This is a genomic window from Vibrio rarus (assembly GCF_024347075.1).
GTDB classification, from domain to species: Bacteria; Pseudomonadota; Gammaproteobacteria; order Enterobacterales; family Vibrionaceae; genus Vibrio; species Vibrio rarus.
The window spans coordinates 2050355-2074002 of the sequence record NZ_AP024900.1 but is presented as its reverse complement, the minus strand read 5'-3'; the positions used below and the strand labels follow the sequence as shown (position 1 = coordinate 2074002).

General features: G+C 43.8%; 23 protein-coding genes. 10 read left to right on the top strand and 13 right to left on the bottom strand.

What is annotated here, in order from left to right; all coding sequences use genetic code 11:
• The first annotated feature begins 121 nt into the window (after window positions 1-121).
• Window positions 122-1003, top strand: coding sequence for an endonuclease/exonuclease/phosphatase family protein (locus OCU56_RS09430; RefSeq protein ID WP_261872982.1), 882 nt, complete (start codon window positions 122-124; stop codon window positions 1001-1003).
• Here the strand turns inward: OCU56_RS09430 and OCU56_RS09425 are convergent.
• Together OCU56_RS09425 and gloB are read right to left on the bottom strand one after the other, a co-directional pair.
• On the bottom strand, window positions 993-2579 hold the full coding sequence (locus OCU56_RS09425; RefSeq protein WP_261872981.1) for a LysM peptidoglycan-binding domain-containing protein: 1587 nt from the start codon (window positions 2577-2579) through the stop codon (window positions 993-995). The genes OCU56_RS09430 and OCU56_RS09425 overlap by 11 nt on opposite strands.
• Window positions 2580-2699: 120 nt before the next feature.
• A complete protein-coding gene (gene gloB, locus OCU56_RS09420; protein ID WP_261872980.1) occupies window positions 2700-3458 on the bottom strand; it encodes a hydroxyacylglutathione hydrolase in 759 nt (252 codons plus the stop codon).
• A 39-nt stretch (window positions 3459-3497) separates the two neighbouring features.
• On the opposite strand from gloB, the gene OCU56_RS09415 reads away from it, so the two are divergent.
• Window positions 3498-4223, top strand: a complete 726-nt coding sequence (locus OCU56_RS09415) for a class I SAM-dependent methyltransferase (protein ID WP_261872979.1) — start codon at window positions 3498-3500, stop codon at window positions 4221-4223.
• A 27-nt stretch (window positions 4224-4250) separates the two neighbouring features.
• Here the strand turns inward: OCU56_RS09415 and rnhA are convergent, their stop codons facing one another.
• On the bottom strand, window positions 4251-4715 hold the full coding sequence (gene rnhA, locus OCU56_RS09410; protein ID WP_261872978.1) for a ribonuclease HI: 465 nt from the start codon (window positions 4713-4715) through the stop codon (window positions 4251-4253).
• A gap of 56 nt (window positions 4716-4771) precedes the next feature.
• On the opposite strand from rnhA, the gene dnaQ reads away from it, so the two are divergent.
• A complete protein-coding gene (gene dnaQ, locus OCU56_RS09405) occupies window positions 4772-5494 on the top strand; it encodes a DNA polymerase III subunit epsilon (protein WP_261872977.1) in 723 nt (240 codons plus the stop codon).
• A gap of 60 nt (window positions 5495-5554) precedes the next feature.
• Here dnaQ and fadE read toward each other — a convergent pair whose 3' ends face one another.
• Window positions 5555-8023 carry an acyl-CoA dehydrogenase FadE gene (gene fadE / locus OCU56_RS09400; RefSeq protein ID WP_261872976.1) on the bottom strand — a complete coding sequence of 823 codons (2469 nt, stop codon included), beginning with the start codon at window positions 8021-8023 and terminating at the stop codon, window positions 5555-5557.
• A 280-nt stretch (window positions 8024-8303) separates the two neighbouring features.
• Here fadE and lpcA point away from each other — a divergent pair, with 280 nt between their 5' ends.
• Together lpcA and OCU56_RS09390 are read left to right on the top strand one after the other, a co-directional pair.
• Window positions 8304-8882, top strand: coding sequence for a D-sedoheptulose 7-phosphate isomerase (gene lpcA / locus OCU56_RS09395; RefSeq protein ID WP_261872975.1), 579 nt, complete (start codon window positions 8304-8306; stop codon window positions 8880-8882).
• Between the two features lie 41 nt (window positions 8883-8923).
• Window positions 8924-9766 (top strand): class II glutamine amidotransferase, encoded by an 843-nt coding sequence (locus OCU56_RS09390; protein WP_261872974.1) that lies wholly within the window; start codon window positions 8924-8926, stop codon window positions 9764-9766.
• On the opposite strand, the gene OCU56_RS09385 is transcribed toward OCU56_RS09390, so the two are convergent.
• From OCU56_RS09385 to purM, 3 genes are all read right to left on the bottom strand, one after another.
• The gene (locus OCU56_RS09385; protein ID WP_261872973.1) at window positions 9750-10904 is read right to left on the bottom strand and encodes a S1 family peptidase; all 1155 of its coding nucleotides are present in this window, start codon (window positions 10902-10904) and stop codon (window positions 9750-9752) included. The genes OCU56_RS09390 and OCU56_RS09385 overlap by 17 nt on opposite strands.
• Before the next feature lie 145 nt (window positions 10905-11049).
• A complete protein-coding gene (gene purN / locus OCU56_RS09380; RefSeq protein WP_261872972.1) occupies window positions 11050-11634 on the bottom strand; it encodes a phosphoribosylglycinamide formyltransferase in 585 nt (194 codons plus the stop codon).
• A gap of 2 nt (window positions 11635-11636) precedes the next feature.
• The gene (purM, locus tag OCU56_RS09375) at window positions 11637-12677 is read right to left on the bottom strand and encodes a phosphoribosylformylglycinamidine cyclo-ligase (RefSeq protein WP_261872971.1); all 1041 of its coding nucleotides are present in this window, start codon (window positions 12675-12677) and stop codon (window positions 11637-11639) included.
• A 299-nt stretch (window positions 12678-12976) separates the two neighbouring features.
• Between purM and upp the strand changes: the two genes are divergently transcribed.
• Together upp and OCU56_RS09365 are read left to right on the top strand one after the other, a co-directional pair.
• On the top strand, window positions 12977-13603 hold the full coding sequence (gene upp / locus OCU56_RS09370) for a uracil phosphoribosyltransferase (RefSeq protein ID WP_261872970.1): 627 nt from the start codon (window positions 12977-12979) through the stop codon (window positions 13601-13603).
• A 105-nt stretch (window positions 13604-13708) separates the two neighbouring features.
• Window positions 13709-14911: a DUF2066 domain-containing protein gene (locus tag OCU56_RS09365; RefSeq protein WP_261872969.1), complete on the top strand. Its 1203-nt coding sequence runs from the start codon at window positions 13709-13711 to the stop codon at window positions 14909-14911.
• A 338-nt stretch (window positions 14912-15249) separates the two neighbouring features.
• On the opposite strand, the gene OCU56_RS09360 is transcribed toward OCU56_RS09365, so the two are convergent.
• From OCU56_RS09360 to bepA, 3 genes are read right to left on the bottom strand one after another with little or no spacing between them, the layout of a single operon-like run.
• Entirely contained in the window at window positions 15250-15681 is a 432-nt protein-coding gene (locus OCU56_RS09360) for a DUF2069 domain-containing protein (protein ID WP_390904835.1), read from the bottom strand.
• A gap of 17 nt (window positions 15682-15698) precedes the next feature.
• Window positions 15699-16049 carry an arsenate reductase (glutaredoxin) gene (gene arsC, locus OCU56_RS09355; RefSeq protein ID WP_261872967.1) on the bottom strand — a complete coding sequence of 117 codons (351 nt, stop codon included), beginning with the start codon at window positions 16047-16049 and terminating at the stop codon, window positions 15699-15701.
• Between the two features lie 12 nt (window positions 16050-16061).
• On the bottom strand, window positions 16062-17531 hold the full coding sequence (gene bepA, locus OCU56_RS09350; RefSeq protein WP_261872966.1) for a beta-barrel assembly-enhancing protease: 1470 nt from the start codon (window positions 17529-17531) through the stop codon (window positions 16062-16064).
• 202 nt (window positions 17532-17733) lie between these two features.
• On the opposite strand from bepA, the gene OCU56_RS09345 reads away from it, so the two are divergent.
• Both OCU56_RS09345 and OCU56_RS09340 read left to right on the top strand, forming a co-directional pair.
• Complete coding sequence (locus OCU56_RS09345; protein WP_261872965.1) at window positions 17734-17955, top strand: sulfurtransferase TusA family protein; 222 nt, start codon at window positions 17734-17736, stop codon at window positions 17953-17955.
• A gap of 4 nt (window positions 17956-17959) precedes the next feature.
• Window positions 17960-19039 (top strand): AI-2E family transporter, encoded by a 1080-nt coding sequence (locus OCU56_RS09340; RefSeq protein WP_261872964.1) that lies wholly within the window; start codon window positions 17960-17962, stop codon window positions 19037-19039.
• A 269-nt stretch (window positions 19040-19308) separates the two neighbouring features.
• Here OCU56_RS09340 and OCU56_RS09335 read toward each other — a convergent pair whose 3' ends face one another.
• From OCU56_RS09335 to OCU56_RS09325, 3 genes are all read right to left on the bottom strand, one after another.
• Window positions 19309-20874, bottom strand: a complete 1566-nt coding sequence (locus tag OCU56_RS09335) for a polysaccharide lyase 6 family protein (RefSeq protein ID WP_261872963.1) — start codon at window positions 20872-20874, stop codon at window positions 19309-19311.
• Between the two features lie 359 nt (window positions 20875-21233).
• On the bottom strand, window positions 21234-21698 hold the full coding sequence (bcp, locus tag OCU56_RS09330) for a thioredoxin-dependent thiol peroxidase (protein WP_261872962.1): 465 nt from the start codon (window positions 21696-21698) through the stop codon (window positions 21234-21236).
• A gap of 253 nt (window positions 21699-21951) precedes the next feature.
• Window positions 21952-22491 (bottom strand): glycine cleavage system protein R, encoded by a 540-nt coding sequence (locus OCU56_RS09325; RefSeq protein WP_261872961.1) that lies wholly within the window; start codon window positions 22489-22491, stop codon window positions 21952-21954.
• Between the two features lie 241 nt (window positions 22492-22732).
• Between OCU56_RS09325 and dapA the strand changes: the two genes are divergently transcribed.
• A complete protein-coding gene (dapA, locus tag OCU56_RS09320) occupies window positions 22733-23611 on the top strand; it encodes a 4-hydroxy-tetrahydrodipicolinate synthase (protein WP_261872960.1) in 879 nt (292 codons plus the stop codon).
• Window positions 23612-23648 lie beyond the last annotated feature (37 nt).

Here is a 23648-nt window from a genome sequence, read left to right as displayed (position 1 = left end):
AACGGTAGAGATAAAACGAAGCCCTCGCCATTAGTGCGGGGGTTTTTATTTTCTAATGCTTAAATATTACTATAAGCTAAATTGATTATGCTTATAGTAATAGGTTTAAGGTATTCGACGTATGATATTTTCTGTCACAAAGCGTTTATGGCTATCGGTTGTCATGGTTTGCGTTCTGCTTGCGGTGTTGTGGTTTAAATTCACTTTTACTGTACCAGAGGATGAACATCTTATTACCACGGATGGAGTTGCGGACATGCAAGTAGCAAGCTCTTTTCAATGCTGGAGTCCCGCTCATGCCAGTGGCTTTTTAGATGACAATGGTTACATTGATGTGTTGGTGTGGAATATATATAAAGAGAACCGTGATAATTGGCAAGGGGAGTTAACTGACCTCATTGACGGCAAACAACTGACGTTATTACAAGAGGCTAGCCTCACTGATGAGTTTAAAGATTGGCTCTATCAATTAGATTGGATTGGCCAGCAAGTGAATGCCTTTGATGCCTTTGATGTCAGTGCTGGGGTACTTAATATTACCCATGTCTACCCAAAGCAGGCGTGCGCGCAGTTAGATACAGAACCTTGGATACAGTTACCTAAGTCGGCATTGTTTGCGACGTATTCCTTGTCCAATGGTGAGGTATTGGCGGTGGGAAATGTGCACGGCATCAATTTCACTATAGGAACAAAGGCCTATCAAGAGCAATTACAGCGGCTCGCTGATAAACTCAAACAGCATCAAGGGCCAATATTGCTTGGGGGGGATTTTAACTCGTGGAGCGCTGAGCGCATGAGCGTGCTAAGTCACATCATGGCATCGGTGGGTTTAAAAGAAGTCACTTTTGATAAAGGAGCGCGAACCAAGTTCATGTATGGCCATATTTTAGACCATATTTTCTACCGTGATTTACAGCTAATAAAAGCGGAGGCGCCCACCAGTGACGCCTCCGATCATAACCCGATGCTAGCTAAGTTCTCTATCAATCAAGTTAGACACTGACCTTAGTGACATCCACATAAAGTTTTAGCTTCTGCCCAAGTTTTAGGTATTTAGATTTACTTAAATCGTTCCATTTAATCACATCGCTAGTACGCACTTTAAAGCGGCTAGCGATGCTACTGATGCTGTCTCCACTGCGCACATTGTAATAAACGGTACGTAGCACAGCGCCGTTGTCCCCTTTTTTCCAAATCACCAAGTTTTGTCCGATGCGCAAGGTGTCTTTAGGGGCCATACCGTTCCATTTTGCTAGGGATTGTACAGAGACATCATATTTTTTCGCTATGGTCCAAAAACTGTCTCCTGATTTCACCGTATGGGTCATCTTGTAGTCGCCACGACTGCGAGACTGGGTTCGTTTAAGACGGTTTTGAGCACTTAATGCATAAGCACTGTTTGAACGTGTCGAGGTCGGGATTAATAAGTAATGTCCCGCTCTAATGGTGGAGTTAGACATGCCGTTAGCATTTTGAATGACCTTGATAGTCGTGTCGTGCTTTTGGGCAATAAGACCTAGGCTGTCACCTGGTTGCACTTTATAACGAACCAGTTTTACCCCTTCACCACGGTGTTTTTCAACTTGCGCTAAAAATTGTTTTTTCTTCTCTATAGGGATCAGCAGTTGATGCGGTCCGTCTGGTGCCGTTGCCCATTGGTTGTAAGCGGGGTTGTAGCTTTGTAGTTCTTTTACCGTGATACCGGCATATTTTGCCGCAATGCCCAGATCGAGCTGTTCTTTTGGATTGACCTGCACCAGTACCGGTTTATTGGCAATGGGTGGGATTTCCACACCGTATTTTTCTTGGTTTGCCACAATATCGGCAATGGCCATTAACTTAGGTACATAAGCGCTGGTTTCTTTAGGAAGCTCCAAAGAAAAGAAATCCGTTGGTTTTTTTAAACGTCTATTTTTACGAATCGCACTGCTAACACGTCCACCGCCACTGTTATAGGCTGCGATAGCGTGGTTCCAATTACCGTCAAAGCGGTTATTTAGGTCTCCAAGGTACTTTAATGCGGCGCTGGTTGATGCAACCACATCTCGACGGCCGTCATACCAATAACCTTGTTCTAGGCCATACCACTTGCCAGTGCCGGGGATGAACTGCCATAAACCAGCCGCACTGCCGTGTGAGTAGGCAAACGCATCAAAAGAGCTTTCTACAACAGGTAATAACGCAAGCTCCATAGGGAGATTTCGTTGTTCTATTTGCTCAACGATAATGTGTAAATAAGGTTCTGCTCTTTTGGAGACGGTTTTTAGATGATTAGGATGCTTGATATACCAGTTACGGTAATACTCCACTTTCTTATCATTTGCGACTGGCATGTGCAGTTGCATACCAATGCGTTTCCATAAGTCTTCCTGCTCTTGAGGAGTAGGCTGTGGCGCCTCTTCCTCTTTTTCTACCGGTTGGCTGACAACCTCAGGTGGTTTTTCAACAGGTGTAACTTGGCTAATAGGGCTTTCTTCTGTTGTTGGAGGAAGCTCTGTAGTGTCTGTTTCTATGGGTTGTTGTGGAGCCTGACAACCTGCAAGTAGCAGAGCTATGATCCAACTGTGTTTCAATTTCATTAAAAAAGCCTTAGTACAAGATAAAATCAATCAAATAAATGACAATGTGCTCTGTGAAATTAGATGCACTGTAATCCATTTCGATAGGTATGATAGATAAATTGTGCTGAGTGTACTCAATTAGAAGCTATCTTTCCATTTACGCAATGCGGTAAAAACGCCCTCGGGGGTGAGATCTTGAGTCCTATGTGATACAGATTTGATAATTTCAGCCGATTCTAGCCTTAAAAAAGGGTTAATTCGCTTTTCTTGCTCAATGGTGGTGGGCACTGTGGGTTTTTGATGGGCTCTGAGTTGGTTCACCTTTTCTCTGTATTCATGCAGTTGAGGGTTGTTTGGCTCAATAGCCATCGCAAAAGAGAGATTACCGGCGGTGTATTCATGGGCGCAGTAAATTTGCGTTTCCAGCGGCAGGTCCGCGATTTTTTGTAGTGACTGCCACATTTGTTTGGCTGTGCCTTCAAACACACGGCCACACCCTGCAGAAAAGAGCACGTCGCCACAAAATAACTTGCCGCCACCATAGAACCCAATATGACCTAAAGTGTGGCCTGGTAAACTTAATACAGTGAAATGCTCACCAAACAACTCCAGCTGTTGCTCAGCATCCACGGAGTAGGTTAATCCTGCCACAGCATCATTTTTAGGACCGACAACGGCAGCGTTGGGGAAGTGGCGCTTTAACTCTGCAATGCCACCCACATGGTCGGAGTGATGATGAGTGACTAAAATAGTCGTAAGCTGTAATTGATGCTCTTGCAGATAAGACAAAACAGGCGTGGCATCTCCGGGATCAACGATGGCACATTGACCTTGGTTATTGTGAATTAGCCAGATGTAATTATCATTAAATGCAGGTATGCTTTTTACGACTAACATTAAGATATTCCTATTGTTTCTGTATGGATGAACAGCTGAATGCGACCCGCTCGAATATCACGGAAAATGACGCAACCCCATTCGTGGGACGATCTACCTAAGCATGCATGGGTGCGAGAGGCGATTCAAATGCGCTTGGATGAATGGTGCCCTAAGCTTTTTGGTTACCACATGCTGAAACTGGGCGGTTTAAGCTGTGAGATTACCAGTTGTAACTGTAATATTCAGCATCAAATTAATCTGGATATTGAGAATCCTATCCACAACGTGATTGCCGACGCCTTCGATTTACCCTTTTTAGAAAAGAGCATCGACGTTGTGTTGATGGCCCATCAACTTGATTATTGCCTCGACCCGCACCGTTTATTACGCGAGGTGGATAGAGTGATGATAGACGATGGTTATCTTATTCTTACCGGATTTAACCCGATCAGTTTATCCGGTTTGAACAGTTTAATGCCTTGGCGTAAACATGACTTGCCTTGGAGTGGGCGAATGTTCACCCCTTACCGAATACAAGATTGGCTGAGTGTTCTAAATTATCAAGTTGTGCATATGGATACATACGGCTTAGTGCCGGTGAAAAAACAACGAGCGGTATGGACTTGGATTGAAAATGGTATCGGGGGTTGGAGTACGCCGTTTTGCAGTCAATATTTTATTGTAGCGCGTAAAAGAACCTATCCGTTAAAGCCCATTAAACCTCACTGGAAACTAAAGAGACGTCTTGCTCCAGTAAGGCTTAATTGCCGAGTTAAACACTAGCTCTTTCAATGCAATAGCGCTGTCGCCTTATGATGGCTGATAGCCCGTATCTTCGGCGGTAGGTTTTTCTGCTGCTTGACGGGCAATGTCATCACAAATTTCATTTTCTCTGTGGCCAGCATGGCCTTTAACCCATTTCCAGTCCACTTCATGGCGCTGGCTTTCTTTATCCAAAGCCTGCCAAAGATCGGCATTCTTAACCGGTTTTTTATTGGCGGTCTTCCAATCTCGTTTTTTCCAGTTGTGGATCCATTGAGTGATCCCTTGACGCACATATTGGCTGTCGGTAGTGAGGATCACCTTGCATGGCTCTTTAAGTAACTTTAAACCTTCAATGGCCGCCATCATTTCCATGCGGTTGTTCGTGGTGAGCTTAAAGCCTTTAGCTATGTGCTTTTCGTGCTCTTTATAGCGCATGACGATGCCATAACCGCCAGCTCCCGGATTACCTAAACAGGATCCATCTGTGAAAATCTCAACGTATTTATTCATGATTTGATATGATTGCCTAATAACAGCCTTATCTTTAGTCTGACACAGTTTTTATTATGAATACTAGTAACAATTCGCGCCGCATAGTGGTGCTCGATACAGAAACCACGGGTATGAACCGTGAAGGTGGCCCAACGTACTTAGGTCATCGCATCATTGAAATTGGTGCAGTGGAGATAATTAACCGTAAATTAACCGGCCGTCATTTCCATGTTTACATCAAACCTGATCGTGAAATACAGCCAGAAGCGATTGCTGTACACGGTATTACTGACGAGTTTTTGTTAGACAAACCCGAATATAAAGAGATTCACCAAGAGTTCCTTGAGTTTATCGATGGCGCTGAGCTGGTGGCTCATAATGCGCCCTTCGATGTGGGCTTTATGGATAACGAATTTAGCCTGCTAGATCCGTCGATTGGTAAAACGCAGGATTACTGCAAAATTACGGATTCTCTGGCCATGGCTAAGCGCCTGCCCAATATGCCGGCCCGTAAAAACCTAGATTCGTTAGCCAAGCATTTCACCATTGATATTTCCGCTCGTGTATTACACGGCGCGTTACTCGATGCCGAAATTCTGGCGGATGTTTTCTTGTTTATGACAGGGGGGCAGACGGCGATTCAGTTCACAGGTGACAACGGTGAGACTGCAGGAGGTTCCACCATTCAGCGTGTTGCGTTGGGTCGTGCTCCATTGAAGGTCATTAAAGCTAGCGATGAGGAATTGGCCGAGCATGCTAAGCGCATGACCTTAGTCTCTGGTGATAATAATTGGTAACCCTTTGATTGTGATAGAGAAAAACAGCCCTGCTATTGCGGGGCTGTTTTTTTTGCGCCGTTACACTTGCGAGGTGTTCATTTGCGTTGCTCGGTGAGTGGATTGAGCAGGCAGTTGCTGTGGGTCAAAGTCATCGACATTGATGGTTTTTAGTCTATGCAATTCGGCCTCTAGTAAAATATCTGCTTCTTCTTGAGTAATGATATTTTTGGCAAGACCAAGCTCTGCAATGAGGTTGAGTTGCGTGAAAGGTTTGCGTCGTCCTAAGCCCTTACACACTTTGTCAAAAATAGGTTCCGCTTGCACAATCACGGTGAGAGCCAGTTCCAGTTGCCCATGAACACAGTACTTAGATGGTTCTAAATATTGATTTCTGCCAAGCCTTGAGCGTGTGGCGCTAGGGGTTTGCAATATTTTTGCCACTTGGCTATCGAGTTTATCACTGGGCGCTTTACGAACTCGCCCAATCGGCATCAATAGTACCCGTAGTGTTAATCCCACCCACGAGATGGGGAAGTTGATTAAGAATTGATGCATTGCCGATTCCATTTTAAACAGGCTGTCTTGTGCGCACCAGTGCACCAAAGGGAGATCTTCTTTTGGGCAACCGTCTAATTGGAAGCGTTTTAGCATGGCCGAGCATAAATAAAGTTGCCCTAACATGTCGGCTAAGCGCGCAGATAAACGCTCCTTGCGTTTCAATGAACCACCGAGGAAGGCCATGGAAATATCGGAGAGTAGGGCTAAATTGGCACTGTAGCGGTTTAGTTGCTGGTAATAGCGCGCTATTTCCTTATGAGCAGGAGCGCCTTGAGTGGGCGCGTAGGAGCCATAGCCATCGGTTACCGAGAACACTAAGCTGCGAGATAGGTTACTTAGGGTAAAGCCAATGTGGCTAAATAATGCGCGGTCAAATTTCGCTAGTGCATCAGGAGCATCGCTATAAGCCATCTCCATTTCTTGTAAAATATAAGGATGGCAACGAATGGCCCCTTGCCCATAGATCATCAACGAGCGCGTTAAAATATTGGCCCCTTCTACGGTGACGGATATGGGGGCACCTTGATAGGCGCGACCAAGGAAGTTTGAGGGACCGAGCATAACGCCTTTACCGCCGGCAATGTCCATGGCATCAATGGCCGCTTTTTGTCCTAGATGGGTACAGTGATATTTCACAATGGCAGAGATCACGGATGGCTTGGCACCTTTATCTATCGCCCCCATGGTGAGCAGGTTGGCGCCTTCAAGCAAATATGCACTACCTGCAATACGAGCTAATGGTTCTTCAATCCCTTCCATGCGCCCAATCGGTTGTTTAAATTGGCGTCGAATCCGAGCGTACGCACCAATGGCGAGCGCGTTGGTTTTGATGCCACCAGTATTTGTTGAAGGTAAAGTAATGGCGCGCCCCACCGAGAGGCATTCCACTAGCATTTTCCAGCCCTGTCCTGCCATTTGTTGTCCCCCGATAATAAAATCTAGGGGAACAAATAAGTCCTCAGCTTGAGTGGGGCCGTTTTGAAAGGGGATATTAAGAGGGAAGTGCCTGCGGCCTATTTTTACCCCGTTAAGATTGGTGGGAATTAACGCACAGGTAATACCAAGATCTTCAGTGTCGCCTAACAGAGAGTCGGGATCGCGCAGTTTAAATGCCAATCCAAGTACAGTGGCGACCGGTGCTAGAGTGATGTAACGTTTATTCCATGTTAGGCGCATGCCGAGTACTTGTTGTCCTTGCCACTCACCATGACAAACAATGCCGTAGTCAGGAATGGCTCCCGCATCGGATCCTGCTTCTGGGTTGGTTAATGCAAAGCAGGGGATTTCTTGTCCGTTGGCTAATCTTGGTAAGTAGTGGTCACGTTGCTGCTGGGTACCATACATTTGCAGCAATTCACCGGGGCCTAGTGAGTTAGGTACGCCAACGGTAGAGGCCACCACAATGGAGGTTCCGGCTAATCTTTGTAACACCAATGCTTGTGCGTAGGCTGAAAATTCAAGACCACCGTATTGCTTTTTAATGATCATGGCAAAAAACTTATGCTGCTTTAAAAATTGCCAAATTTCAGGAGGCATATCGGCCATCTCATGGGTGATTTGATAATCATTGACCATGGCGCAAAGCTCATTTACAGGCCCATCGAGAAAGGCTTTTTCTTCCATAGAAAGCTCTGATTTTGGGATGTCTTGTAACACTTTCCAATTGGGTTTCCCTTGAAATAACTCGGCTTCCCACCAAGTAGTACCCGCATCCAGAGCTTCTTTTTCTGTTTGCGACATGGGGGGGAGCATCCCTTTAAATAGGGTGAGAACTTTCTTAGTGACGCTATTTTGACGCCATGTATCACACAGCATAAACGCAGTTATCAGTAGCAAAACAGCCCAAGGGATGATGGAAAACCCTGCAATAAAAGAACAAAGACTCAAAGCCACTGTATTACAGAAAAAACTGCTAAATAGCGATGTACGGTGATAGAGGCAGATGGCCGAAACGACCAATAAGGTGAGTAGTGCAAAAAGTAATTCCATATAAAACGCGTCTCCATTGTGCAAGAGTAAGCACCTAAAACCATAGGTAAGAGGTCTAACCAGTAAGCTTAGTATCGCAAATGTTAAATATTTGTAAAGTATTGTTGGTGGGGTTTTGTGAGTTCGGTTGTAGGGATAGAGGGAAAAGCTGAGCTGGTTGAATAGTGTTCAATCTATAAAGAGAGTTGGCATTCTATCGGTATGAAGCTCGACACTACTTCACTTTTCTTGCTACATTCGACGCTATAGCCGTGACGTTATCATTCAGGAGAGTCAAGCCATGTATCAAGACCTTATCAAGAGCGAGTTGACGCAAGCCGCACTTGTATTACAGGCGTTCTTATCGGAAGAAAAAAACTTAGTTCAGATCGAGCTGGCCGCGAAGACGATTGCTGATTCTTTTAAGCAAGGCGGTAAAGTATTGTCTTGCGGTAACGGGGGCTCCCATTGTGATGCGATGCATTTTGCCGAAGAACTCACAGGGCGCTATCGCGAAGATAGACCGGGTTATCCTGGCATTGCTATTTCGGACCCAAGCCATATTTCTTGTGTGAGTAATGACTTTGGCTATGAATCGGTTTTTTCTCGTTATGTGGAAGCGGTAGGGCAAAGTGGTGATGTTCTGTTTGGTTTATCGACATCAGGTAATTCCGCAAACATTTTAAAAGGGATTGAAGCGGCTAAAGCCAAAGGAATGAAAACGATCGCGTTAACTGGCAAAGATGGTGGTAAAATGGCTGGGGTTGCGGATGTTGAAGTGCGTGTCCCTCATTTTGGCTACGCTGATCGTATTCAAGAAATCCATATCAAAATTATCCATATCATCATTCAATTGATAGAAAAAGAGATGGAAGATTAGGATTAGTAAGGACACTGAGATAACCTTAGTAGGAGAATATTATGTGTGAACTGCTTGGCATGAGCGCCAATGTGCCAACAGATATCTGTTTTAGCTTTACCGGTTTGATTCAGCGCGGCGGTAATACTGGACCACATACTGATGGTTGGGGAATTACCTTTTATGAAGGGAAAGGCTTTCGAACGTTTAAAGATCCTAACCCGAGCTGTAATTCTAAAATAGCTGAGTTGGTACAAAGCTATCCTATCAAGAGCCGTGCTGTTATTAGTCATATTAGACAAGCGAATCGTGGCGCGGTAAACCTAGAAAATACGCATCCCTTCACTCGTGAGCTATGGGGGCGTTATTGGACTTTTGCTCATAATGGCCAACTGACGGGTTATCAAGAGCTGCCAATATCTCGCCATCGCTCTGTGGGTGAGACCGACAGTGAAAAAGCGTTTTGTTGGATCTTAGATAAGCTAGAAGCTCGTTATCCTAATCCACCTAAAGATATGAAAGAAGTGTTCCAGTTTTTAGTGGAAAAATGTGATGAATTAAGAGCGATGGGCGTATTTAATATGCTGCTTTCAGATGGTGAGTATGTACTTGCATACTGTACTAACCATCTTTATTACATTACTCGCCGAGCCCCTTTTGGTAAGGCAAGTTTGATTGATGAAGACGTGACGATTAACTTCCAAGAAGAAACCACACCTAATGATGTCGTTTCCATTATCGCCACACAACCACTGACTGAAGATGAGGTATGGCATAGGCTTAAGCCGGGTGAATTTACTTTATTTCAGTTCGGTGAAGTGATTGATGGCAATGCACAGGCTTTATCTAATGTAGCCTATGCAGAAGCCAAACCACGCAGTCAAGCGCCTACTGAAGCACTTTAGAGTCGCTATTATTGGTTGCTCTTCGTTGAGCAACCAATAATCCCATCAACAGCAACCAGCACATTCCGATTGTACCGCCACTTTTTTTTGAATTATTGTTTGAATCCACGCTTAAAGGCTCGCTTGTCTGTATGGGCTCTTTTTCCTCAACAATTACAGGCGCAACCTGGTTATTTACCTCTTCAACAATCACAGGTGCATCCTTGTGATTGACTGTTTCAACAATGCCAGAGCGCCGGTTTTCCTTGCTAATGTGTAGATGAGTCGTAATCTCGGGATCGATTTGGTTGTTGAGCACATCGGTAATCCAGAAGTTATAATCGGCGACTTCAGTAAATATCGAAGTAGGACTGCGATACGGCGTACCACAGATTTTTGGGCCAAAACTGGTGATGCCGACTAAGATATTTCGGCCATTATGCGTCCAATAAAGTGGACCACCGGAATCACCATTGCAGGGGGAGTTTTTTAACTGAGTGGCAGGGTTATATTCGCCATCAAAGCACAAGTGTGATTGAGTGATACCATCGCCAAATTCTTGTCGGCATGTTTCATTATCTACTAACGATAGAGCCACTTTTTGTAGAGTATGGGTCTCTTTGCTGTCATAGGTGTTGTTGCCATGCCCCACCGCTGTAAAGTGCGCCGTAGCATTATATCTATATGATTCATCAATCGCCCAGTCCACCGGGGTACCAATTTGCCTTGGTGCTTCAAGTTTTAGTATGGCGATATCATTTGGCAAATTTGCCTCTACATCATCATAGAAGTCCGTTCGATAATAAACATCGCTGATGCGTCGACTGAATCCCAAAATTGTTGGGTGACTGAGTTGCTCATTTTGAGGCATAAAGGAAACTGAGGTATACAGTTGTACTGCTCGATTATCATAAATGCAATGTGCAGCGGTTAGCACATACTGCGGGGCAATTAATACACCACCACAATAAGGATAATAACGTTTATTAGAGACATATCCTGACGGGTCATAATATAAACTTACAAAAGAGCTATAGTCTCTTACGCTGGTATTGATACCGTTGACGATATAAGCACTATTTTGATTTTCTGGAGTTGGTGCGCTGTGAGCACTCACAGTGAATAAGCTAAGAAGGACAGTGAGCCATGTAGTGCGCATATAAATCTCATTATGTGAAAACTAAGATTTTATAATTCTGAATAAACACTAGCCATATGCAACATATTTACAGTGGGAGGATTTTTTATTATTTGTGACATGAAAACAGAGAATAGCAATGAGAAAGTCAATGTGCTTAATGTGGCTACTGTTGCCAAACAACGCGACCAGAAATGATATCTTGAATCACTTTAGGGTAGAGAATATGCTCCGCTTTTTGTACCTTAGCTAATAGTGATTGCGGGTTATCATGCGCTTCAATGGGGACTTTTGCTTGCTCTATAATAGGGCCGCTATCTAGCTCTGGCGTTACAAAGTGTACGCTACTACCGTGTTCACTATCACCGGCTTCAATAGCGCGCTTATGGGTGTGTAAACCTGGGTATTTAGGTAATAAAGATGGGTGGATGTTGATCATTTTACCTAGGTAATGATTGACAAAACCGTCAGTAAGAATACGCATGTAACCCGCTAGCACTATGACATCAGGCTGATAGTCATCAATGATGTTCATCATGGCTTGATCAAATGATTCTCTGTCGGAGAAGTCTTTATGCGATTTTACATGGGTCGGGATATTGGCTTGCTTGGCTCGCTGTAAACCAAATGCGTCAGTGCGATTACTGATAACCGCACTGACTTGACCGTCAATGTCGCCTTTAATACAGGCATCAATAATCGCCTGTAAATTACTTCCATTCCCTGAAATTAAGACGACTATTTTAGTCATTTTTATTTGATCTCTACTTGCTCTTCGTCGCCGTTTGCTTCAGCGATTTGACCGATAACCCAAGCGTTTTCACCTTCTTCGATTAGAAGGTCAACCGCCGCTTGTGCTTGATCTTGAGGAAGTGCAACAACAAGGCCAACACCACAGTTAAATGTGCGGTACATTTCGCGAGTGTCAACATTGCCGTTTTCTTGCAGCCAGTTGAACACGGTTGGCCACTGCCAGCTGTTACCATCGATAACCGCTTTAGTACCTTCAGGAAGCACTCGTGGGATATTTTCCCAGAAACCACCGCCAGTGATGTGAGAGATAGCATGAATGTCGTGCTTCTCAATCATTTTAAGCGCTGATTTGATGTAAATTTTTGTTGGTTGTAGTAGGTGCTCACCTAGTGGTTTGCCTTCTAGGTCTTGGTTTAGATCCGCTTGTGAAACTTCAAGGATCTTACGAACTAGAGAGTAACCGTTTGAGTGTGGGCCACTTGAACCTACGGCAATAAGAGCGTCACCTGCAGCCACTTTAGTGCCGTCGATGATGTCTTCTTTTTCTACCACGCCAACACAGAAGCCAGCAACGTCGTAGTCGTCACCTTCATACATGCCTGGCATTTCAGCTGTTTCACCACCGATTAATGAACAACCAGCTTGCACACAACCTTCTGCAATACCCGCTACAACGTCAGCTGCAGTTTCAACGTCAAGTTTCCCTGTTGCGTAATAATCTAAGAAAAATAGAGGCTCGCCACCTTGAACGATAAGGTCATTCACACACATTGCCACTAGATCGATACCAATGGTGTCATGTTTTTTCATATCTAGAGCAAGGCGTAGTTTAGTACCAACGCCATCTGTACCCGAAACCAGTACTGGTTGCTTATATTTGGTTGGCAATTCGCATAATGCACCAAAGCCACCAATGCCACCCATGACCTCTGGACGACGTGTGCGCTTTACAGCACCTTTAATTTTGTCAACCAGTGCGTTGCCAGCATCAATATCTACACCAGCATCTTTATAGCTCAGAGAAGGCTTGTTACTACTCACGGGAAATTCCTCGTTTAGAAAAGTTTAGGGAAGAAAAATCGGCGCTATTCTAACAAGGGATAATCAGTAATAGCAAACGTTTGCGCGGATATTTGTGTCAGTTGTTGATTTGATGTGCATATCAGGGGGGTAAAAAAGAGCAAAAAGCGAGAGTAGAAGGGAGCTAAGTGGCGCAGGCAAGGGCCTATTTATTTCTTTATCTCTACGGTTAAATTGCGTGCAAAGGGGTGTGTGACTCGTAACTTGAGGCGGTTTGGGTATATAATTCTGGCGTTTGTAAAATTAGATTGGAGAAGAATATGAGAGTTGTTGAAGTAAAACACCCGCTTGTGAAACATAAACTAGGTTTAATGCGCGAAGGGGATATTAGTACTAAGCGTTTTAGAGAACTAGCAACAGAAGTGGGTAGTTTACTGACTTATGAAGCTACAGCTGATTTCGCAACAGAGCGTGTCACCATTAAAGGGTGGGATGGCGATGTTGAAGTTGACCAAATTAAAGGTAAAAAAGTCACAGTTGTACCAATCTTGCGTGCAGGCCTTGGCATGATGGATGGCGTGTTAGAGCACATGCCTAGTGCTAAAATCAGCGTGGTAGGTATCTACCGTGATGAAGAAACATTAGAACCCGTACCTTACTTTAATAAGTTAGCGTCTTCTATTGATGAGCGTATTGCTTTGGTTGTTGACCCAATGCTGGCAACAGGTGGCTCTATGATCGCAACCATTGATCTTTTAAAAGAGCAAGGCTGTAAAACAGTTAAAGCCTTAGTATTGGTTGCCGCTCCTGAAGGTATTGAGGCATTAGAAAAAGCCCACCCTGATATCGAGCTTTTCACTGCTGCTATCGATGAGTGCTTAAATGACAAAGGTTACATTGTTCCGGGTCTAGGTGATGCGGGCGATAAAATTTTTGGTACTAAATAAACCCCAATAACGCCACATAGTAGAGCTGTTTTTTTTAGGCTCTACTTGTTGGTTTTCGTATCCTTAGTTATTATTTGTTAACTATTTAATATTATTGAGTTATTTATGCGATTTTTGGCTTGTTTGCTAGCAACATTAACCTCATTTTCGGCATTAGCTGTGACTAAGGTTAATGTGTTTGATACAGAAGCTGTTGTGTTTGAACAGCAACAAGATGCGAAACATAGTGGTGAGGAATTGGCGCGTCGTGAAGGCATGAGAGATGTCATCGTTCGGGCTACAGGGGACTCCGCCTCGTTAGAGAGTGCTGTGATACAAAAGGCGTTAACTCAAAGCAGCCGCTTTCTTTCAACCATTACTCCCGCGGAGAAAAATGGTCAACCTCTATTAAAAATGTCGTTCAACTCTAGGCAGATCCAATCTTTATTAGCTCAAGCTAACCTCCCTTTTTGGCCAGAAGAACGTGCACGTCTATTAGTATGGGTAGTGGAAGATAATGGCTATGACCGTACGATTAGTTGGGAGCAATCAGAAAGAACCTCCGTTGCTAATTTAAGATATATTGCAGGAATGAAGGGATTGCCAATAACTGTGCCTGTGGGTGATATTGATGATATTACTAGCATCAAGGCAACAGAAGTCTGGGGCGGTTTCACAAAACAAATTTCTAAAAGTAGCCGTCGTTATAGTGATGCGGATGCCGTAGTGGTAGCTCGAATCACCCGTAAGGGCAATCAACAGCATTTACGTTGGACTTTATATGATGATAAGCCACAATTCATAGCGGATACTCAGATAGCTTCTGTGAGTGGTGAAGCAACAGGTACTAACAAGCAGGTCACTGAAAATATGGTGGCGGAACTGGGTCGTTATTACGCAAAAAAAAGCTCGGCTAAATCTAACGGTGAAATCGCTTCTTCTATGAATGTAAAGTTCAGCGGTGTTAAAGGGGCAAGTATGTTCTTTCATATTGAGCGTTACTTAGAAAACTTACCTAGTGTTGCCTCGGTGGACTTAGTGCATACCGTAGGACAAGAAGTGAATTTTCAAGTTAACCTTATTACCGAACAAGCCGATTTTGAACGACAACTTCTTAGAAACAAGCGTGTGATAAAAATAGCGGCACCTGTTACGCCTAAAGAGGTAAAACAGGTGAGCGTAGCGCCAGAAAATAGTGTCTCTCAAGGGGAAGGTACCATCAGTGGTGCGCCACAAGTTACTGAGAAAGTCACCGCGCCACTGCAACCAGAAACGGCACCTGTGGTGGAGACTACCCCGGAGCCATTACATTATAAATGGCAATCGTAGTCATTAACTGATCATTCTAGCTTGTTAAAACACTTGATCACGGCGTTGTAACTTTTGAATGTAGAACAACTGCTTATTCTGACCACTTAATTACAGTGATTAGTGGTATGAGTGACTCGGTCAAGCACAAAAAAATCCCCATTCTATGATGGGGATTTTTTTTGGTTAATCGAACCTGTGGTGATACATAGAGTGAATACCAATCGTACTAAATAACTGGTCATTCTAGCTTGTTAAAATACTCGATAACTGCGTTAGAATTTTTGATTGTAGAATAACTACTTATCGAAAAATCCTGCCTTGTTTTCGAGCATTTTTCCTACGCTATTTCTGATCACTTACTTAGTGTGATTGGTATAACCTTCAAAGCGTTGTTGCTCTTCTTGTTTATATTGCGAGAGTTTTTTTAGCTTTAAACCTAACTCTCTACCACGTTGGCGACTATAAACCGTATTGGCAATAAAGGTGATACTGGTTAAACACAGTTCAGTGATGGCTAAAGCTCGCTCTCCCTCATCCACATAAACCAGTGTTAAAGAATGTAGAAAATACAAAAGAAGAATGAAGTTAGCCCAGGCAAAAGTGTAGGGGTTTTGCTTAAGTATGCCTTTCATTGGTAACAATAAAGGCAAGGTCCAAGCAATGGTAAGAAACCAAGGGCTAAATTCTATGGGGGGAGAGATTAAGCTGTGCCAAAGCACAACCCAAGCAACTAGCAAGCCGTGACCCATTTGCGCCACTCTTAGCCAGCGTCTAGTCTGGGGTGCCATATCATTGGGAGGAGGCATTATAGGATCTCAAGTACCTGTTGTGGGGGACGGCCATGTTTTGCTTTGCCGTTAGCGACCACAATAGGGCGCTCAATGAGTTTACGGTGTTCAAGCATCGCTTGGAACAGGGCGTGATCATCTAGAGCTGGATCCCCAAGGTTTAACTCTTTATAGAGGCTCTCTTTGGTGCGCATCATGTCACGCACTTCATTAAGGTCCAATAAGGAGTACAAGTTTTGTAGTGCTTCAACGGTCAGTTCCGCTTGCAAATACAGCACGACTTCAGGGGTAATGCCTTTTTCTTCTAGTAGCGCTAAAGTTTCTCTGCTTTTTGAGCAGCGAGGGTTGTGATAGATAACGACAGACATGAGTTTCCTTTTCTAGTTTTGTAGCGCCATAAATTGGTCGCGTTGTTGTAATAATTGGTCGATACGTGCATCAAAACGGGCCTGCTGAAGACTGCCCAGTTGGGACAATTGCGCTGCTTGAGTGAAGCTTTGAATAGCACGGTTCCAGTTGGCATTGAGTGCGTAGAGCTCACCGCGTGCAGCTACTTCATTGGCTGAATCACCTAGGTTAGCATGTGCTTTACTTAATAAGTGCCAACCATTGGTATCGTGTGGATTTCGATGGGTATAACGTTGCAATAGCTGGATCGCATCATGATTGTTGTCACTGGCAATCATCACGTTAGCAAGGTTAATTTGTAATACAGGGTTGTTTGGTTTGCTTTTTAAGGCGCTCTGTAGCAACTGTTGCGCTTGCTGTGGTTGTTTTTTTTCTAGGTAGAGATCAGAAAGCGCGTCTAATACAAAATTGTTGTGTGGTAATTGCTTGTGCAGCTTTTGTAAAATAGCATCAGCCTTATCAAGCTGTTTGGTATCGAGGTACACAAGCGCCTTACCGTATTCATATGCCCCTTTAATTTTGCTGCTGGCCCTTTTTTCTTTTCGGCTAAGCCAGTCCATGGCTCCATCGCTGTTTATCCCCACATAGCGAGCAACAATACGCGCTTTTGCCATATGAAAGTCCAGCGATGGGATGACGGATTTTACGGGGTAAGCATCCGCTCGGGCACGGGAGTCGGTGATGCGATCTTCAGGAAGAGGGTGGGTAAGCAACATAGGTGGTGGCTTGCTGGCATAGCGATATTGATCCGCTAGACGACCAAAGAACATCGGCATAGCATGAGGATCATAGCCCGCTTTAATTAAGGTGCTCATTCCGACGCGGTCAGCTTCTTTTTCGTTGCTTCGTGTGTAGTTAATGGCGCTTTGCATCGCCCCGGCTTGTGTCGCCGTGAGGGCCGCGATCCCCGCTTCTGGGGCTGCAATGGCTAATAATATTGAACCGGCTAAGGCGGCGAGTGTCACTGGGGTTTTTCGCGCTTGATCTTCCATACGACGGGCTAAGTGTCGTTGGGTTACGTGGGCAATTTCGTGCGCCACAACAGAGGCGAGCTCACCTTCTGAGTCCGCATGCAAAAACAGGCCGGTGTGTAAGGCCACATGGCCACCAAAAAACGCAAAAGCATTGATATTGCGATCACGAATTAAAAAAAACTCAAAGGGCGTTTTGACGTCAGAAGAGTTCGCCACCAGTCGGTAACCTAAACTTGAGATATATTCGCTTAATACGGGGTCACTGACGACAGGTTGACTGGCTCTAAGAATGCGCATGTAAGCATCACCATAATTACGCTCTTGGTCAATGCTGAGCGTAGCACCTGCTGTGGTACCTATATCAGGCAAGTCAGAGGTGCTCGCTTGAGTGAGTGGACACCAAGGGAGAGTCGTACTTAGCAGTATGGCTAAGGTTGAAACGCTGCGTTTTAAAATAGAGGCATTCATTATGGATTTAACGTGAGATCCTTTTCTATTTAGCGGCCAGTAGGTAAATGTAAGACATTTAAAATATCAATTGGTTTCTTCTGCGAAACAACTCATACAGTGAGAGATGGTTCAGTCAATAGGTTAGCACGGGATAATGGTGGTTTTGAACTAAAAAAGATTTACAATAGACGTATTTAGAATAAATAGAACTCGTTCTAATATGTCTCTAGAAACGATTGATCTTACACAAGAGCGTTGCCCTATGACTCTACTACTGGCTAAGCGAGCCAGCAGTAAGTTAAGCGCATCCCAAGCGTTGACTTTTGTTGTGGCAGAAAAAAGTTCGGTCCATGACATGCAAGCGTATTTCTTGCGTCATAATATGCAAGTGGATGTGAGGAAAGAACCTCATTGTTATTACTTAACCATAATTAAAGAGTAACCTAATGCTTGAAATGATAAAGCAGTGGTACAAGCGCCGATTTTCTGATCCTCATGCAGTAAGCTTAGCTGCCATTATTCTATTTGGCTTTATTACTATCTATTTCTTCGGTCACCTTATTGCGCCGTTATTGGTGGCGATTGTGCTGGCATATTTATTGGAATGGCCCGTGGTGCAATTGAATAGAGTCGGGCTGCCGCGCACTCTTTCTGTGATTATCGTTTTATTGTTGTTTGTGGGCTTAGTGACCGTCGCCTTCGTGGTTTTAGTGCCGACGGTTTGGCAGCAAATAGGCAACTTGGTTAACGATGTGCCTAATATGTACCTTGAACTGCAAAACTACATCAATAGTATTCCTGAACGCTATCCTGAGTTTGCCACCGTTACCAATGTCGAGTTTATGTTTGCCGACATGAAAAATAAATTTGTGGGCTTAGGGGAGAGCCTTGTTAAGGGCTCTTTGGCATCATTAATTAGTTTGGCTACGCTAGGGGTCTACCTGATTTTAGTGCCATTACTGACTTTCTTTTTGCTGAAAGATAAAAACGAAATGCTCAGAATGTTAGGGGGAATCCTGCCTAAAAACCGCAACCTTGCTTATCAGGTTTGGTATGAAATGAATGATCAGATTTCTAATTATATTCGCGGTAAAGTGTTAGAAATTTTGATCGTAGGTGGAGTGAGTTACCTCACGTTTGTGGTGCTTGATCTTAGGTATTCAGCCTTATTAGCGGTCGCTGTAGGCCTATCGGTGCTCATTCCTTATATTGGTGCGGCGGCGGTGACAGTACCTATTGCCATTGTTGGATTGTTTCAATGGGGATTGAGCCCTGAGTTTTATTCCTTACTGATCGCTTATGGCATCATCCAAGCATTAGATGGCAATGTTCTGGTTCCCGTATTATTTTCTGAAGCGGTGAACCTGCACCCTGTAGCGATTATTATCTCGGTATTGGTGTTTGGCGGACTGTGGGGATTCTGGGGGATTTTCTTCGCTATTCCTTTAGCCACTTTGGTGAAGGCAGTAGTGAATGCATTTAACCACCCACAACTTGAAGGCTCAAAAAACGCCGCGACAACATAGAGTGATATTTCTCTAAACATTAAGCCTACATAAAAGCCAGTTGTTAATCACAGCTGGCTTTTTCGGTATTGGAGCTTATGCAAAGTTGTCATTACAAAGTAACCTATCACGGCCACTCTATTGTTAGAGGCAGTATGCTAAGCCTTGTTTACTGTGATGGTAAGACTCACTAGGCTTGGTATCACCAATAAAAAGCGGGGCTGGTGTTTCATTTTGTGCGTTAACACAAGATGAACCGCCAACCCCGTTTGTGGTGCGTTATAAAGTGATTATTTGAATACTATATTAGAACCCACCATTTCTTCCGTTAATACGGTTAAGTTGCTTGCGCCAACGTTACCGACGGCTTTAACCAAACCTTGCTCATCTCTTTCCATTGCAGGTTTTTCCGTTGAAATGCCTTTCGGTAATGGATCTAGTCCTTGTATTTGGCCGTAGAAGATGTTGTTGTTAAATTCTGTACCCACCATTTTGAATTTTTCGCCATCAAATTGTCTGAATGCATTTTTGTCTGGTGTTTCAGCAATGGATAGGTTGTTTTCAAATACCGTGTCGACTGCTGGGAAGATGGTTTCTACGCGTGCATCGTCCGTTAGGCTCACTCGGTGGATAGCATTACTAGCAAAAATACCTTGAGTGTTGTTGACTAATGTATTGTTCTTAACGACAACATCCTTAGGTGTCCACTGTTTCTGTAGCGTTTTGCCTTTAGAATCTTTGCTTAGCACTTCACCATTAGCCACATCAATAATACCCGTGTTTAAAACCAGTGCGCCGCGGTAGGTGCCCTTGCCTAAAGTCCCTTCCACGTAGTTATTTTCGATGAGGTGATTTTCATCATAAATTCTGATGCCGCCAGAGTTAACTGTAGTACCAGGTAAAATCACGTTGTTGGTGACAACATTGTTGTGGCCGTGACGAAGTGAAATCATAGAAGTACTGTTTCTAATGGTATTTCCATCAAAAGTCACACCACTTGCTTTAATTGAAATGAGTTCAATTTCACCCGAGCCAGTTTTGCCAACATAGCCGCTGATGTTGTCAAAGTAGTTGTTTTTTACCACACTTTGCGAGTCGAATAGTGAGTTATGGCTGTCACCAATGCGGATAGCTTGTCTATCGTTACGGTTGGTGCGAACCATTTTAGGGTTAGAGTTTTCAATTAATTCGATATCTAAAGCGGTGAGGTCTTTAAAGATATTGCCTTCGATTAATGTTTTTTCTAATTTGTCAGAAGTGGCAACCACAAGCATCGCGCCTCGCTTGTATTTGCCTTCAAAGGTGTTGTTAGTGATTTTGTTGTTTTCGCCGCCAACGGTGATCCAACGGATATTAGGGTATTTGCCTTTTTTATCTGCGACGTAATCGTAGTCGTTGAATTTGTAAATAACAGAGTTATTAAGGGTGTTATTTTTGCCGTAAATACCGAATACACCAACGATGTTAGCATCATGGCTTTCCGTGCTTAGCATTGGGCCACCATCGGTAAATACCAAGCTATCAAATAGGTTACCGTTGCCTTCTACTAGGAATTGAACAGAGCCATTAAAGATAACTGTCCCTGGTACTTCGGCTTTAATGGTTACGTTATTTGCGGTTAAAGCAATTCGGCCTAAATCTTTATAGTGGCCCGCTTTAATGCTGATCACGTCACCATCTTGAGCGTTTAAGATGCTGTTTCTTAATTCAGATACTTGCTGCATTGAGGCCATAGCAACGCCTTGATCAACCATTACCAGTGTTGGCTTGGTCGTCATCTCTGTGTGTCCTTGATTAGACATACAGCCCGTTAATAGTAAAGAACCTGCGATTAATAAAATGGGAGCCTTTTTCATAACTATCTCTTTTGTAGGGATTTATTTTAAGAGGCACACTAGCAATAAGATGCATACGCAATCAATCGAATAAGTAGGTAACTGTTATCAAAATCGTGTCTTTTTCATTAAAATGTAGGCTTCGTCATGTATTGTAATACAAGAATACCAATAGTTGATTTTAGGCTTGAAAATTGAAGCAAGGAAAAGTAAGCGTGCAATTTGCTTATTAGAAGGGGGGGCGTGTACTTGATGGCACTTTGCCAAGGGTTATGTTTGACTCAGGTGGCGTAGAGCCACATCCGTGCCAAGGCTTTTAGCGCGGTAATCCTTGTGATAAAAGGGGCGCTGAGCCCCAATCAATAAAGAAAACGAGCAGGTTATTTACTGTTTAGGTAGTCCAATACCACCTCATGGTGATCTTTGGTTTTGAACTTGTTAAATACATGCTCAAGGTTACCCGCCTCATCCACGAGGAAGCTTGTTCTTACCACGCCCATGTTTTCACGGCCCATGAACTTTTTCAGTTGCCAAACACCGTATTTTTCACACACAGCGTGCTCTTCATCGGCTAACAAGGTGAAATTAAGTTCTTGTTTGTTGACAAAATTAGTCAGTTTTTTAGGCGTGTCCGGGCTGATACCAAGTACCACGACATTAAGCGCATCGAGCTGCGCTTTGGTATCACGTAGCCCTTGAGCTTGCACAGTACAACCTGGTGTTGAAGCTCGCGGGTAAAAATAAATCAGTACCTTGTTGCCTTGCAGTTCAGATAGCGTTACTGGGTTATTGTCTTGGTCATTCAGAGTAAAATCTGGTGCAGTTTGTCCCGCTTCGATTGCCATTGGTATTAATCCTTAATTTCTACATCAAAATTGTGTGAACGAGTCGAGTTTGCTATGTGCGTCTATAGCAATACGAGTCAGCCATTGAGCATAGCTAGCGGTGTAAACACTGGTGCTATTTCTGCAAGGGCTCTTACTGTCGTTTCTATTGGTGCATGTTCATATCGAAAGAGTGGGTATTTTTATCGATATGTTTAGGTTTTGTCTAGTGCTTACATTTAACGGTTTGTTTTATTTGGCGGTTTTTTGGGCACTAGCCATTGTTGATAAAGTTGAGAGAGCCTTGCACATCCAGCGACTGGCAAAATGCGTTGAAGTCCTCTTGCAGTTGCATGATGTTGTATTCGTCAGATAAAGAGGTGGTAATGGCAATTTGAAACTGGTCTGCATCGTGCTTTGTGCTCTCTCGCGGTAAAGTGCGGGCACTGAGCGAGTTAATACCTATCTCTCTATCAGCAAAAAAGTGCGTGACTTGTTCGGTTAATCCCACTTTATCATTTGCCTGAATATGAGCCTCAAGGGTAAATCCGCGAGGGATTTCTATATGGGCTGAGGTGCGTTTAACCAAGGTGATTAAGTCGTGCTCTTGCCCCAGTTGTGGCAAGGTATGTTCCACTCGGGTAATTTGCGATATTTTGCCTGAAACCAGCATCACCAAGGTAAAGTCAGCACCGAAAATAGCGATGCGGCTATCAATAATGTTGCAACCAAGGTTTGAAACTAGGTGAATGATTTTGTTGCCAATACCTGGGCGGTCTGTACCAACGGCAGTAATCACTAGATGCTGCGGCATAATAATAATCCTTTAACTTACTAATCCTAGTAGTCTACACCGAATCATTTGCCCCTGTGACGATAAATGTTAGAAACTTTAAGTTGATTGCCGATAAGAGCTTGTTGTTTGCTGGTCGGTTGATAAGGTCAATCACTATGCAAATAAATGGTAAAAAGTTCACGGCAAAGCCTTTATCCACTTGTGTTATCTAATCTCTATCAAGTACCATGCCATATAAATGAAATTTAGGGAGTGAATCATGTTTTCTGGAAGTATCGTTGCTTTAATAACGCCTTTCAATGCCGATGACGAGGTGGACTATCAAAGCCTTAAGAGCTTGGTTGAGTTCCATGTTGAAGCCGGCACCTCTTCGATTGTTGCCGTAGGCACTACGGGTGAGTCGGCAACGCTTACTGTTGAAGAACATGTGAAAGTTGTAAATAAGGTTGTCGAGTTCGCCGCAGGCCGTATTCCTGTAATTGCTGGCACAGGGGCTAATGCAACTCATGAAGCCATTACCTTTAGCCGTTTGCTCAACGACTCTGGTATTGCTGCTTGCCTGAGCGTGACACCGTATTACAACAAGCCAACCCAAGAAGGTATGTACCAACACTTTGCGGCCATTGCCAAGGTGAGTAAAGTCCCTGTTATTTTATACAATGTGCCGAGTCGTAGCGGGGTGGATATGAAGCCTGAAACGGTAGCGAGATTATCTAAACTGGATAATATTATTGCTATTAAAGATGCGACGGGCGATGTAACTCGCGTTGCACAACATAAAGAACTTTGTGGTGACGACTTCATCTTACTTAGTGGTGATGATGCAACAGGGTTGGATTTTGTTAAGCTCGGTGGGCATGGTGTTATTTCGGTAACCAATAATATTGCCGCTCGTGATATGGCAGAGATGCTCCAACTCGCTAAAGACAATAAATACGCAGAAGCGGAAGTGATTAATCAACGTTTGATGGGACTGCATCACGGCTTGTTTATTGAATCAAGTCCTACCCCTGTAAAATGGGCCGCTCACGAGTTGGGCATGATCTCATGTGGTGAATTACGTTTACCTATGGTGCCACTAACGGAAGCTGGTCAAGAAGTGGTTAAAGCCGCATTTAAGCAAGCTAATATACGTTAAATTAATTATCTACGATTTGCGTACTACGGATAACGCA